This window comes from Delftia sp. DT-2, assembly GCF_028401915.1.
GTDB classification, from domain to species: domain Bacteria; phylum Pseudomonadota; class Gammaproteobacteria; order Burkholderiales; family Burkholderiaceae_C; genus Comamonas; species Comamonas tsuruhatensis.
Map to the genome: position 1 here is coordinate 385,503 of NZ_JAQOTI010000006.1, position 14,060 is coordinate 399,562.

At 65.3% G+C, this 14,060-nt stretch carries 5 protein-coding genes and 5 tRNA genes; 3 read left to right on the forward strand and 7 right to left on the reverse strand.

Features of this window, described 5'->3' with window-relative positions:
* Positions 1-568: 568 nt before the first annotated feature.
* Together PO605_RS13245 and PO605_RS13250 are read left to right on the forward strand one after the other, a co-directional pair.
* A complete protein-coding gene (locus tag PO605_RS13245; RefSeq protein WP_047469037.1) occupies positions 569-4,381 on the forward strand; it encodes a DUF748 domain-containing protein in 3,813 nt (1,270 codons plus the stop codon).
* A gap of 154 nt (positions 4,382-4,535) precedes the next feature.
* A complete protein-coding gene (locus PO605_RS13250; RefSeq protein WP_047469040.1) occupies positions 4,536-7,160 on the forward strand; it encodes a DUF349 domain-containing protein in 2,625 nt (874 codons plus the stop codon).
* A 153-nt stretch (positions 7,161-7,313) separates the two neighbouring features.
* On the opposite strand, the gene PO605_RS13255 is transcribed toward PO605_RS13250, so the two are convergent.
* The 5 genes from PO605_RS13255 to PO605_RS13275 all read right to left on the reverse strand — a co-directional run bounded on the left by PO605_RS13255 (position 7,314) and on the right by PO605_RS13275 (position 8,363).
* Positions 7,314-7,398 (reverse strand) — tRNA-Leu (locus tag PO605_RS13255).
* Positions 7,399-7,553: 155 nt separating this feature from the next.
* Positions 7,554-7,638, reverse strand: a tRNA-Leu gene (locus tag PO605_RS13260).
* A 154-nt stretch (positions 7,639-7,792) separates the two neighbouring features.
* A tRNA-Leu gene (locus tag PO605_RS13265) sits at positions 7,793-7,877 on the reverse strand.
* Positions 7,878-8,035: 158 nt separating this feature from the next.
* A tRNA-Leu gene (locus PO605_RS13270) sits at positions 8,036-8,120 on the reverse strand.
* A gap of 158 nt (positions 8,121-8,278) precedes the next feature.
* Positions 8,279-8,363, reverse strand: a tRNA-Leu gene (locus tag PO605_RS13275).
* Positions 8,364-8,397: 34 nt separating this feature from the next.
* Between PO605_RS13275 and rnr the strand changes: the two genes are divergently transcribed.
* Positions 8,398-10,965: a ribonuclease R gene (rnr, locus tag PO605_RS13280; protein ID WP_017404495.1), complete on the forward strand. Its 2,568-nt coding sequence runs from the start codon at positions 8,398-8,400 to the stop codon at positions 10,963-10,965.
* A gap of 6 nt (positions 10,966-10,971) precedes the next feature.
* On the opposite strand, the gene PO605_RS13285 is transcribed toward rnr, so the two are convergent.
* Both PO605_RS13285 and PO605_RS13290 read right to left on the reverse strand, forming a co-directional pair.
* Positions 10,972-12,552: an NAD(P)H-hydrate dehydratase gene (locus tag PO605_RS13285; protein WP_047470476.1), complete on the reverse strand. Its 1,581-nt coding sequence runs from the start codon at positions 12,550-12,552 to the stop codon at positions 10,972-10,974.
* A 45-nt stretch (positions 12,553-12,597) separates the two neighbouring features.
* Positions 12,598-13,869: an FAD-dependent oxidoreductase gene (locus PO605_RS13290; protein ID WP_047470474.1), complete on the reverse strand. Its 1,272-nt coding sequence runs from the start codon at positions 13,867-13,869 to the stop codon at positions 12,598-12,600.
* Positions 13,870-14,060: the final 191 nt, after the last annotated feature.

Consider the following 14,060-nt stretch of genomic DNA (forward strand, 5'->3'; position numbering starts at 1 on the left):
GGAGTTCACCAAATACACGGTCAACACTATGAAGTGCGTTTGTTAGATCGATGAATAATAACAAACCATGGATGCAAACACAGTTTCTGAGTGTTTGAGAGCAGGTTGCGTGCTACCGATGTGGGGCGCTTGCGGCGGTTGTACAGGGCTTCATGAAATTGCAATGAAATGCAAAAGCACTGGCAGGCCTGGCCTGCGTCCTTCTATATTGGAGGCGACTGCTCCTGCAGTCGTCTCGCCAAGGTGGAAGACGGGTAAAAGTGGTGTTCGATGGTTCGGGCACAGTCGTTCAAGTCTTCTTCCGCGGCCTTCCTGGAAGCAATCTCTTGCTTCCGAGCAGCAAGGACCATCCTCTCCTTGACTGCGGAAAACGGCCAGGACTTGTGCCTGCCGTAAAGCCCGGAAGCCGGTTCAAGGCTTCCGGGCTTTGTCGTTCCAGGGTGACTGCAACGTCAAGAAATGTGCGGTGATGCGGGTTGAGGTCTTGCTGCCAGCCCAATTTCTGATGCAATGCAGCCACCGCTGCGTCCTCTGTCCAGGATGGCGCCGTACTAGTTATTAGAGCCCCATGCAATTTCTCTTCAAGCACCGCTGGCTGCGCAGGCTGGCCATCGCCTTTGCAGCGTTTCTTTTGCTGTGGCTGCTGCTGTGGGCGCTGGTGCCCGTTGTCGCCAAAAGCCAGCTGGAAAAGCAGGCATCGGCCAAGCTGGGTCGCCAGGTCCATGTGGGGGCAGTGGAGTTCCGGCCCTGGTCGCTGGAGCTGACCCTGCGTGATCTGCGCATTGCCAAAAGCCAGCCGGCGGGCGCAGGGCAGGCAGAACCCGCGCCGTCGTCGCCACAGCTGCAGGTCGACCGCATCTATGTGAATGCCAGTATCCAGTCCCTCTTCAGGCTGGCGCCTGTCCTGGATGCCATCGAGGTCGATGCGCCGGTGCTGCGCCTCACGCAGCAGAGCCTGGGGCACTTCGATGTGGATGATGTGCTGGCCCGGCTGGCCGAGCCCAGCGATACGCCGCCGGCCAAGCCCTTGGGCTTTGCGCTGTACAACATTGCGCTGCGCGACGGCCGCGTGCAATTGCAGGACGATGTCCAGAAGCGTGAGCACATGCTGGATCAGCTGCAGCTGAAGCTGCCGTTCATCAGCAATCTGGAGTCCAAGCGCGAGATCAAGGTGCTGCCGCACCTGTCCTTCGCGCTCAACGGCAGCCGCTTTGAATCCAGTGCCCAGAGCACGCCTTTCACCGACCAGCGCCAGACGGCCGTCGATCTGAGCTGGCAGGGCGTGGACCTGACGCCTTACCTGGGCTATGTGCCCGCCAATGCTCCCGTCAAGCCGCGCTCCGGCGTGCTGGATACCAATCTGCACATCTCCTTTGTGCAGGCCGAGCAGGCCGTGGTGCGGATCACCGGCGAGGTCAGCCTGTCCGGTGCCGAGTTGCTTGACCGCGATGAGGCGCCCCTGCTGCGTTTCGAGCGCCTGGCGGCCGTGCTCAAGAACGTGCAGCCCCTGCAGTCGGTGGTGGAGCTGGAGTCCGTGCAGTGGAGCGCTCCAGAGATTTTCGCGGCCCGTGATGCGCAAGGCCGCATCAACTGGATGGCGATGGGCAGTCGCTCTGCCTCCGATTCCAGGCCGGCAGTGGAAAAGCCTGCCTCCGAGGCGCCCCAGCCCTGGAGGGTGAGCCTGGACAGGCTGGCCATTGCCGATGCCACGGTGCATTGGCGCGATGCGTCGCCCGGCGCAGGCCAGTCGGGTGCGGCGCTGCAGGCGCGCCAGCTGTCATTGGAAGTGCGCGATGTCCGCTGGCCGCTGGAGCAGCCTTTGCAATTTGATGCCGGCATGCAGGTGCAGTCTGCAGCGGCAGGAGAGGGCGCAAAACCCGCCGAACTGAGGCTGAGCGGCGCCATGACCGACAGGCAGGGGCAACTGGCCGTCTCCGCGCGCCAGTTGCCTCTGCAACTGGCGGCGCCGTATCTGTCTGCCCATCTCAAGCCGGAGCTGACCGGCCTGCTGAGCACCGACGCCGGCCTGGGCTGGAGCGGCTCCGCCATGGTGGTGCAGGTGGCCGAACTGGGCGTGGAGCAGTTGAGCCTCAAGGACAAGGCCGCGCCGGTCGACATCGCGCGCCTGCAGCTGGAGCAGGTACAGGTCAATCTGGCCAGCCAGCAGGTTTTCGTGGGGCGCCTGGCGCTGCAAAAGCCGCAGCTGGGCGTGTCGCGCGACGCCCAGGGCCGGTGGATGTATGAGCAATGGCTGCCACCCGTATCCTCGGCACCTGCGACGCCGGACCCCGCCAAGGACAAGCCCAGGCCCTGGGGTCTGAGGCTGCAGGCCGTGGAAGTGGACGGTGGCGCCGTTGCGCTGCGTGACGAAGCGCCCGTGCGCAACGCCGATTCGGCGCGCACCGTGTCCCTGGATCTGAGTTCACTGCGCCTGCGCCTGGGCGCCATCGAGCCGCTGGCGGCCAAGTCCGCTCCCACGCCGCTGGAGCTGTCCGCCCAGGTCGGCTCGGGCCGGCGTGTCCAGGCAGGATCGCTGAGCCTGCGCGGCGATCTGGGACTGGCGCCACTGTCGCTCCAGGGCAGGCTGCAGGCGCGCAGCCTGCCGCTGCACGCGCTGGAGCCCTACTTTGCCGACATGCTCAATGTGGAGCTGGTGCGCGCCGATGGCAATTTCCTGGGTCAGCTGCGCTTTGCCAGCCAGCCTGCCGGCCCCGAGCTGATGGTGCAGGGCGATGTCGAACTGGTGGATTTGCGCATGCGTTCCGCGCTGGCCTCGCCCGTGCAAGCCGGGGGTGAGGCTGCGGGGCAGGGCGCACCCAGCACGGCCGCAGGCGCCGTGGCAGCCGTGCTCAGCGAATCCACGGCCGACCGGGCCAAGGCTCGATCGGCTGCCTTGGGCCTGGGCCTGCGCGATGAACTCGTCGCCTGGAAAACCTTGGCCGTGCGTGGCCTGGACCTGCAGATGCAGCCCGCCCAGCCGCTGCGCCTGAGCGTGCGCGAGACGGCGCTCAGCGACTTCTTTGCACGCGTGATCGTGCAGCGCAATGGCCGCATCAATCTGCAGGACATCGTCAAGTCGGCCCAGTCTCAGCAGTCCCTGGAGCAAAACACCGCGCCGGCTGCGGATGGCGCGGCGGCTCCTGCCGAGCCCGTCCCGCCGAAGGCCGCTTCCGGGCCTGCACCGGTCATCAAGATCGGCCCCATCGTGCTGACGGGCGGCAAGGTGCAGTTCTCCGACTACTTCATCCAGCCCAACTACTCGGCTGACCTCAGCGAGCTGGCCGGCCGCCTGAGCGCCTTCTCGTCCGAACAGCCGGCCGGGGAGCAGGGGCCGCAACTGGCGGATGTGGAGCTGCGCGGCCGCGCCCAGGGCACGGCTTCGCTGGAGATCACCGGCCAGGTCAATCCGCTGGCCAAGCCGCTGGCCCTGGACATACGCGCCCAGATGCGCGATCTGGAGCTGCCGCCGCTGTCGCCGTACTCCATCAAGTACGCGGGCCATGGCATCGAGCGCGGCAAGCTCAGCATGGATGTCAGCTACAAGATCGAGCCCGATGGCCAGCTCACGGCGCGCAACAAGCTGGTGCTGCACCAGCTCACCTTCGGCGAAGCCGTCGAAGGTGCGCCGGCCTCGCTGCCCGTGCGCCTGGCCGTGGCATTGCTGGCCGACCGCAACGGCGTCATCGACCTGGACCTGCCGGTCAGCGGCTCGCTCAACGACCCGCAATTCAGGTTGGCGCCAGTCATCTTCAAGATCATCGGCAACCTGATCATGAAGGCCGTCACCTCGCCGTTCTCGCTGCTGTCGGGCGCATTTGGCGGCAGCGGCGAGTCGGGCGTGGTGGCCTTTGCGCCGGGCCGATCCCAGATCGATGCCAAGGCCCGCGAAAGCCTGGACAAGGTGGTCGCCTCCCTCAAGGAGCGCCCGGCCCTCAGGCTCACCGTGATCGGCGAGGCGCGCGAGGCCCAGGACAAGGAGGCCTGGAAGCAGGCCGAACTCGATCGCCTGTTGCTGGCCCAGAAGCGCCGCCAGGTGCTGCGCGAGGGCAAATCGGCAGAATCGGTGACCGAGTTGTCTGCTGCCGAAGTGCCGGCTTTGACCAAGGCGCTTTACAGCCGTGCCGACTTTGCCAAGCCGCGCAATGTCATCGGCATGGCCAAGGACTTGCCCACCGACCAGATGCGCAGCCTGCTGCTGGAGCAGATCACCGTGCCCGACGATGCCATGCGCGAGCTGGCGCTGGCGCGCGGCGTGGCCGTTCGCGACTATCTGGCGCAGCAGCAGTTGCCGCTCGAGCGCCTGTTTCTCGGGGCCCCGAAACTGGATTCCGACGACCAGGAATGGAGCCCGCGCGCCCAGCTCAGCCTGTCCGCACAGTAGCCCGGTTTTGGCTCCGCTTCAAATAACGGCGAGAATATGGTTTTCCCGGCCCGGCTAGCATGCCCGCATGCAGCCCGGCCGGCCGCGTCTGGCGGCCCGCGGCAGCCAGGCATTCAACGATTGATTCATGTCTTCTCTTTCCCCCCGCAGCACCATGTCCGATGCACCTGAAGTGAGCCCTGCTTCTGCCAAGAATCCTGAACAACACCCCTTGGATGTGCTCACGGGCGGTGCCTTCTCCGCCGAAACCTCGGGTGATCGCGCCTCGCGCATCCGCGACTGGCTGGCAACCCAGCCTTCGGTCGAGCAATTGCAGGACGTCCTCAAGGAGCTGAGCGCGCGCGACAAGAGCGCGGCCCGCGCCGTGCGTGAGCGTCTGGATGAAATCCGCCGCACCAAGGACCAGGAAAAGATCGCAGTGGAATGGGCTGAAAAGGCCCAGGCACTGCTGGTCGCATCGCCCTTCAATGCCGCCGACGCCATCGCCTGGCAGCGCGACGCCGCCAAGGCAGGCGCCCCGCTGTCGCGTGAGCCGCTGTCGCAGTACAAGGCCCAACTGGCCGAGCGCGTCAAGGCCATCGAGGAACTGCAGCATCGCGTGCAGGTCCAGCGCGAAGTGGCTGTCTTGCTGGCCCAGCGCATCGAAGTCCTGTCCACCAAGCCATGGCGCGACGCCCAGGCTGTGCTCGACAACCTGCGCGCCGACGTGGCCCGCTGGCAGGAGCAGGCCGGCGAGCTCACCGGCGATGCCAACTGGGCCAGCGTGGATGGACGCTTCCCGCCCCAGCTGGAAGCCGCCAGCGCACAGCTGATCCTTGTCTGGGATGCCTTCCAGTCTGCCCTTGCGCTGACCGAGGCCGCCGCAGCGGACGAAGCAGCCCCGCTGCCCACCGTGCCCGTGTGGGCCGATGAACTGCGTGTGGCGCGTGGCCTGCCTCCCGAGGCAGCGGCCGCCGAGCCGTCCAAGCCAGCGCCTGCCGGCCGCAGCGCAGCGCAGCCCAAGGCCAAGACGTCGCCTGAGCAGGTGGCTGCCGCCAGCGCTGCCCTGACCCAGGCGCTGGAACAGCTCCAGGCCGAGACGGCTGCTGGCGAAAGCAAGGCTGGCTCCGCTGCCGTGCAAGCCGTGCGTGCCGCCATCAAGGCCCATGGTCGTCTGGTGGACGACGCACTGGTCACCAAGGTGCACGAGGCCCTCTTGGCAGCAGGCGAAGCCGAAGGCTGGCCGCGCCAGAACGCAGACAAGCTGCGTGAGGAGCTGGTTGCCAAGGCGGAAGCTCTGCTGAACCGTCCTGAAGGCCAGGCGCTGGGCGGTCGCAAGATCCAGGAATCCCTGCGCAGCCTGCGTGAGCAGTGGAAGCTGGCCGACCAGGGCAGCGCGGCCAACCACGCTCTCTGGAAGAAGTTTGACGAAGCCTGCAACGCGGCCCACAAGGTGGTCGAGTCCTGGCACGACAAGCTGCGCACGGAAACCACCCAGTCCAAGGCACAGCGCCTGGCGCTGATCGAAGAGATCAAGGCCTGGGCAGCGCAGCAGGCCGCCAGCGAAGATCTCAAGGGTGCGGCCCGCGCATTGCGCCAGTTCGCTGAACGCTGGCGCGAGAGCGGTCATATCGGTGAAAAACTGTTTGCCGAGCTGCAGCCCCAGTTCAAGCAGGCCATGGCCCTGGCCGAGGCTCCGTTGCATGCTGCGCAAAAGGCCAGCCTGCAGCGCCGCCACGCCATGATCGACGAGGCCACGGCGCTGGGCGCCGCACCCAGCCTGCGCATCGATGCCGTCAAGGCACTGCAGCAGCGCTGGCAGGCCGAGGCGCAGGCCGTGCCGCTGGATCGCAAGCACGAGCAAAAGCTGTGGGACGCCTTCCGCAAGCCCCTGGACGAGGCTTTCAACCGCAAGGGCAGCGAGCGTGGTTCCCGGGCCGCAGCCGTGCAGCTCAGCGACCATGACCGCCGCGTACTGGAGGCTTCGCAGGCCGTGGAAGCTGCCAACACATCGGGTGACGTGCAGAAAATCCGCGCTGCGGTGGAGGCTCTGGAGCAGGCGCTGCGCGGCCGTGCCGATGCCTCCGTCAACGCTGCCCAGCCGGAACAGGCGCCAGTGGCTGCGGCCGGCTCGGAAGAATCGCAAGCGAAGACGGCGCCGGCGCGCCCCGTGGTTGCCGTGCGCGGGGATGATCGTCCCGGCATGAAGAAGGAAGAGGGTGGTGCGCGCGCTGCCCGTCCTGGCGACCGCCGCGACGGTGGCCGTGGCCGCGATGGAAGGGACGGACGCGACAACCGTGACAATGGCCGCTTTGGCCGCGAACCGCGTGAAGAGCGCGGTCCGCGCCTGGCCGATCCGGCCTTCCGTGCCCAGCGTGAAGCCATGGAGCATGCGCAGGACGCTCTGCGCAAGCTCGCGGCCCAGGCCCATGGCGAAGCGCTGACCCAGCTGATGGCAGCCTGGGAATCGCGTGACGCTACGCAGATTCCGGCGGCCCAGCAGCTCGGCGGTCGCGTGTCTGCGCAAGTGCGCAGCGCCTGGTCGCAGGCATTGGCCCAGGCGCCCAAGGGTGATGCGGGTGAAGCCCTGCTGCGCCTTGAAATGGCTGCCGACGTGCCCACGCCTGCAGAGCATCTGAGCGCCCGCCGTGCCCTGCAGCTGCAACTGCTGACGCGCCGCAACGATCCGGCCCCGCAGGAAACCTGGGGCAGCGATGCCGCGCGGGTGCTGGCATCGGCACGCGATGACGCCACCGCACGCCGCCTGCAGAACGTGCTCAAGCAACTGCTGCGCAAGTGACGGGGTGGGGTTGAGACCCTCATCGTCAAGAAAGGGAGCCGTCGGCTCCCTTTTTTTTTGGCCCTGCCGATACCTGATGGTGCTTGGGATGGAGGCATCCATGTACGCACCCAAGCAAAAAGGCCGTTGCATGTGCAACGGCCTTTTCATGTTTGGTGCCCAGGAGAGGACTCGAACCTCCACGGAGTTACCCGCTAGTACCTGAAACTAGTGCGTCTACCAATTCCGCCACCTGGGCATTTCAGAGTACGCAAATTATATAGCGCGAAAGCGACGTGCCGGGCCGGCTTGCAAAGATTTTCGTGAACTTTTTGCGGTGTGAAGCGCGGGCCCGTCGACTATCGGGATCGACAAAGAAAAAGGCCGTTGCATGTGCAACGGCCTTTTCATGTTTGGTGCCCAGGAGAGGACTCGAACCTCCACGGAGTTACCCGCTAGTACCTGAAACTAGTGCGTCTACCAATTCCGCCACCTGGGCATTTCAGAGTAAGCAAATTATATAGCGCGAAAGCGATGTGCCGGGCAGGTTTGCAAAGATTTTCGTGAAATTTTTCTGGCGAGAGGCGCGTGACGTCGCTTTTCGGAAACGGCAAAGAAAAAGGCCGTTGCATGTGCAACGGCCTTTTCATGTTTGGTGCCCAGGAGAGGACTCGAACCTCCACGGAGTTACCCGCTAGTACCTGAAACTAGTGCGTCTACCAATTCCGCCACCTGGGCTTGCTGAAGCTGAAATTCTACTGCATTTTTTGCAGCGAAGTCCTGATCTTCGATTTTTTCTTGAGACTGTGATCGGCCAAGTCATGAAGCCAGGGAGCTACCTTCTTGTGAAGATAGTTCCTCAGTTCACCGCAACCTCTGCAGGTTGTCGTTAAACTTGGTGCCCAGGAGAGGACTCGAACCTCCACGGAGTTACCCGCTAGTACCTGAAACTAGTGCGTCTACCAATTCCGCCACCTGGGCTTGCTGAAGCTGAAATTCTACTGCATTTTTTGCAGCGAAGTCCTGATCTTCGATTTTTTCTTGAGACTGTGATCGGCCAAGTCATGAAGCCAGGGAGCTACCTTCTTGTGAAGATAGTTCCTCAGTTCACCGCAACCTCTGCAGGTTGTCGTTAAACTTGGTGCCCAGGAGAGGACTCGAACCTCCACGGAGTTACCCGCTAGTACCTGAAACTAGTGCGTCTACCAATTCCGCCACCTGGGCATCTCAGGAAAGATTTAGATTGTATACCAAGAAAATGAACCCTCACGCAAAAAGTGCCGACGCGAACGACGAAATCGGGGGCAGTGTGCAGGGGCACCGCGACGGACATGGCTTCGTCATCCGTGATGACGGCGAAGGCGACATCTTCCTTCCTCCCAATGAAATGCGTGCGGTGCTGCACAAGGACCGTGTCAAGGTTCGCATCGTGCGGCAGGACCGCCGCGGCAGGCCTGAAGGCCGCGTGGTCGAGATCATCGAGCGGCCTGCGCACAACATCATTGGCCGCTTCTTGCAGGAAAGCGGCGTGTATCTGGTCGCTCCCGAAGACAAGCGCTATGGCCAGGACATCCTGATCCCTGCCAACGCGACGGGTTCGGCCAAGATCGGGCAGGTGGTCGTGGTGGAGTTGACCGAGGCGCCTGCACTGTTCGGCCAGCCCGTGGGGCGCATCATTGAAGTGCTCGGTGAGGTCGACGATCCCGGCATGGAGATCGAGATTGCGGTGCGCAAGTACGGCGTGCCCCATGTGTTTTCCGATGCCTGCCTGGCACAGGCTAAGGCCCTGCCGGACAGGGTGCGGCCTGCCGATCGCAAGAATCGCATCGATCTGACCGATGTGCCCCTGGTCACCATCGATGGCGAGGATGCGCGCGACTTCGACGACGCCGTCTACTGCGAGCCTGCCAAGGTCGGGCGCGGCAAGGGCTGGCGCCTGCTGGTGGCGATTGCCGATGTGAGTCACTACGTGACCACGGGCAGTGCCATCGATATCGATGCCTATGACCGTGCCACCAGCGTCTATTTCCCGCGCCGCGTGATCCCCATGCTGCCCGAGAAGCTCAGCAATGGCCTGTGCTCGCTCAATCCCGATGTGGATCGCCTGTGCATGGTCTGCGACATGCTGATCACTGCAAAGGGCGATATCCATGCCTATCAGTTCTACCCCGCGGTGATGCACAGCCATGCGCGCTTCACCTATAACGAGGTGGCTGCCATCTTGGCCAATACGCGTGGCCCGGAGGCTGCCAAGCGCTCCGATCGCGTGGGCGACTTGCTGAATCTGCATGGGGTGTACCAGGCGCTGCTCAAGTCGCGCGAAGCACGCGGCGCCGTGGACTTCGAGACCACGGAGACGCAGATCGTCTGTGACGAGAACGGCCGCATCGAGAAGATCGTGCCGCGCACGCGCAACGAGGCGCACAAGCTGATCGAGGAGGCCATGCTGGCCGCCAACGTCTGCAGCGCGGACTTCATCGAGCACAGCGGCCGCGTTGGCCTGTTCCGCGTGCACGACAAGCCCTCGCTGGAGAAGCAGGACATCCTGCGCAACTACCTCAAGGCCATGGGAGTGGGTATGGCGCTTGGCGAGAATCCGGCCACGTCCGAATTTCAGGCCATTGCCAATGCCACCAAGGACCGGCCTGATGCCCAGCAGATCCACACCATGCTGCTGCGCTCGATGATGCAGGCCTTCTACACGCCTGAAAATTCGGGTCACTTCGGGCTGGCCTTCGATGCCTATACGCACTTCACCAGTCCGATTCGCCGCTATCCCGACTTGCTCGTGCACCGCGTGATCAAGGCCGAGCTTGAAGGCACGCACTATCGCCTGCCCGAGCTGCCCACGCCTGGAGAGGCCGAAGCCAAGTTGGCCAAGCGTCTGGCCTCGCGTGTCAGTGCACCCGGCCAGAAGCCGCGCAAGCGCGCGCCTGCCGCCGAGGTCCAGGCCTGGGAGGCTGCAGGCCTGCACTGCAGCGCGAACGAGCGCCGCGCCGATGAGGCCAGCCGAGATGTCGAGGCCTGGCTCAAGTGCAAGTACATGCGTGAGCATCTGGGGGAGGAGTTCGCAGGCGTGGTCTCTGCGGTCACCACCTTCGGCATCTTCGTCACGCTCGATGCCATGTATGTGGAGGGTCTGGTCCACATCACCGAGCTGGGGGGGGACTACTTCCGCTTTGATGAGGCGCGCCAGGAACTGCGGGGCGAGCGCTCGGGCATCCGCTACGGCATAGGTACGCGGCTGCGCGTTCAGGTCAGCCGTGTGGACCTGGATGGCCGGCGCATCGATTTCCGCCTGGTGCGCGACGGCGAAGAGCAGCCGGCTTCGGGTCGTTCCGGCAGGGCGCCGGCGCGCACGGAAGCCCATCAGGGCGAAAAATGGGGGCGCCGCGACGCCAAGGAAAAGCGTGCGCAGCGTAACTCCGGCGGTGCCGGCGGAGCCCGGTCTGAATCCGATGGCGCGGTGTCTTCCGGCAAGCAGGGGCGCAAGGCGTCCAAGAAGGCTATGGTCAAGGGCGTGAACCTGGCCGCGCTGGAGGCTGAATATGCGAGTGCCCAGTCCCGCCCGGCCGCGCCAGTGCGTCAAAGCGACGTGAGTGAGCCGGCCGTGGTGCCGGGTTCGTCCGCACCTGCGGCACGCGCTTCCCGCAGGGGCAGGGCGGCTGAAGCGCGCAAGTCTGTCGCCGTCGATGCTGACCACGGTCTGCCGCAGTTGCCGCCGCCATCGCCGGTGCAGGCGCTGCGCGCCTTGGGTAAGAAGGCCTTGGGGGCCGTCAAGTCCAAGGTGGCAGGCAAGACATCCAAGCCCCGGCGCAAGCCCTGAGGGCGTCTATTGGCCCAGCCGCTGGGCCAGCGCGCTGGCGCTGAACGGCATTTGCGCGGGCCATTGGTCTGCCGCATGGCCGTGGCGCCAGGCCGCCAGTGTTGCGGCCTGCGCGGGGTCCAGCCCTTGCGCCCATAGCGCGGCAATCAGCCCGGCGAGAACATCTCCGGTTCCTCCGGTGGACAGCCGGGCGTTGCCTGTGGGGTTGATCCAGCAGGGCGGCGATGCATTGCCGTCGCCCTGCGGTCCGGCGATCACGGTGCCCGAGCCCTTCAGCAACGCAGTGCAGTTGAATTGGAGCGCCAGTTGCCTGGCTGCTGAAAGTCGCTGGGCCTGAACCTGGGCAGTGCTCATTTTCAGCAGGCGGGCGGCCTCCAGCGGGTGCGGTGTCAGCACCGTGTGCTGGCTGCGTCGTCTGCGTTCTTTCAGAAGCAGGGCCAGCGACTCATCTTCGGCAACCGCGTTCAGTGCGTCTGCGTCCAGTACCAGCCTGGGCGCCTGATCCAGAATTTGGGGCAGCCAGGCGCGCACCGCCATGCCGCCGCCACATCCGCACACGACGGTGGCGCCGCGCCAGTTTTGTGCTTCGGGGCTGCGCAACATGATTTCGGGCCAGGGGGAGATAGCCTGGCCTGACCCGTGCGAGGCATCGAGCAGTGCCAGCATCACGCGTCCCGCCCCGCCGTGCAAGGCTGCCAGTGCGGCCAGCCAGGCGGCGCCGGTCATGGACAGGCCGCGGTGTTCCAGCCCCTCTCCGCCCAGAATGGCCACGTCGCCAAAGCTCCCCTTATGGCTGGCATGCGGACGCGGGGCGCGGGCTTCCGGGGAGAAAAGTTGTGCGCACGGTGAGATGGCGAAGGGTGGCGCGCTGCTTGCCAGTCCTGTGTCCAGATCGTCCCACCATATATGGCCGCAGGCGTCGCGGCCGCTTCCTGTGAACAGGCCGGGTTGCAGTGTCAGCAGAGCCAGCGTATGCCGTGCGCTGACCGGGAGGTTCATGGGCTCGAATCCAGGCAGGTATTGCCCGGTGTCGGCATCCAGGCCGGATGCGATGTCCACGCAAAGGACGGGGCTGATGCCGGACTGCAGGCTGCGCAGCAGCGGCAGCAATCGGTCATCTTTTCGGGTGGGTGGGCTTGCCGTGTCGGGTCGGCGCAGGCCGATGCCGAGCAAGGCATCAATGCACAGATCCTGAGGCCCCATGTCAGGGGGCATGTGGGCGATCCATTGCACGCCGGCCTTGTGGGCTGCATCCCATGCGGCACGCGCGTCGGCGGGCATGCGGTCGCGTTCGCGCACGCAGCTGACCAGGATGCGGCAATTGCGGGATCGTGCCGGCATCGTGTTCAGGTGCTGTTGAAGCCAGGCGGCTGCCTGCAAGCCGTCTCCGCCGTTGTTCCCAGGGCCGCAGGCGATCCAGATGCGGTTGGCGTGAGGGGCGATGGCGCGTGCCAGGCGTGCCAGCCCCATGCCTGCGCGCTGCATGAGGCGGTGTGCGGGCAGTCGGGCCGCGGCATGCTGTTCCTGGGTGCGTGTGGCCACCGTATCGAACAGTGGCAATGCGGTGGATGTGGGAATGCGCAGCATGGCCTGAGCATAGCCGCCAGCCGCAGGGCGGGGTGTCCGCAGCGGTCAGCCGAAGCGGCGCGGATCCAGCAATGCGCTGTCCAGGAAACTGGTGCGGTTGTCCATCAGGTCGCTCAGCATGCTGGCGCAGCCTTGGGCAATGGCGGCACCACAGCTGCCATGGCCCAGGTTGAGCCAGATGCCGGGCAAACCGCTGGCGCCCAGCAACGGCAGTCCATCGGCTGTGCACATGCGTGTGCCATGCCAGATCTGAACGCCCGAGGTCAGCACGGCGCTGCCGGGAAAGACCATGTTGAGTCGGTGGTACATGCGCTGCAGCGTGGCCTCGTGCATGGGGCCGTGGCTGCCCAGTTCAGCGCCGGCCACGACCCGCATGCGCTGGCCAAGGCGCACCAGGGTCATCTGCTCGCTCCAGTCGACGATGGCGTGGCGGGGCGCGTAGCCTTGTTCGCGCAGCGGAGCACTGATGCCATAGCCGCGCAGGGCGATCATGGGCAGGCGCAGGCTCAGCGGCGCGAGCAGGTTTGCGGCCTCGGCGCCAGCGCAGACGACGATGGCATCGTGCGACCGGGGTGTGTCTTCGCCTTGCAGCTGCAGGCGAGCGGTGCGCCCGGCGCCGCCGGGCTGCAGTCGTCGCACCAGGCGTTGCGTCTCGAATCGTGCTCCTGCGGACTGTGCGGCCTGCCTTTGCATCAGCGTGGCCAGGCGGCCGTTGGCGGCGCCAGCCTGCGGGAAATACAAGGAGCCTGCGAGTGCGGTCTCCTCGCCCAGCGCGGGCTCACGCAGGCGGGTCTGGGCGGCATCCAGTGCCTCGCAGCGCGTGCCGGCCTCGGCCAGCGCTGCCAGTGCAGGTTTCAGTTGCTCATGGTCGGCCTCGCTGCCCAGCAGCACCAGGCTGCCGGAGACATATTCCGGGTCCAGCTCCCACTGCCGCCACAGCGATTGCTGGAACTGCTGGCTGCGCTGGGTGAGTGTCTCCAGTGCCGCCATCGTGGCTGTGGGTTCGCCGGCTTTGCGCAGGCGCCGCCCAGCCTGGCGCCATTGCCATAGCCAGCGCAGCTGGGCTGCGAGGTTTCCGGAGCCGGGGCGTGGCAAAGCCTGCCGGCCGGGAAGCGTGGGTGAGCGTTCTGTGGTGGAGAGGCCGGGGACGCTCCACGGTTGGAGCAGGCTGGGGCCCAGCCAGCCGGCATGTCCGAAGCTGGCTTCCTCGGCCACCGTGCCATGGCGCTCGTAGACGGTGACCTCGTGCCCGACCTGGGCCAGTGCGTGGGCTGTCGCAACGCCAATGCTGCCGGCGCCCACAATCGCGATGTTCATTTTGGGGTGGAATCTGCTGAAGTGCCTGAATTATCAAGCGGATGTAGCTATCACTACAGGAGTGTGTGGCCGATGCGGCAGCCGTGGCTATGCGGGGTGTGAGCGCGCGTTGGGTGCGAAGCCTCAGTCTTGGGATGGCGTATGCTAGAATCTTGCGGCTTTGCTAGGGGTTCACCCTGATTTTCTTCGGA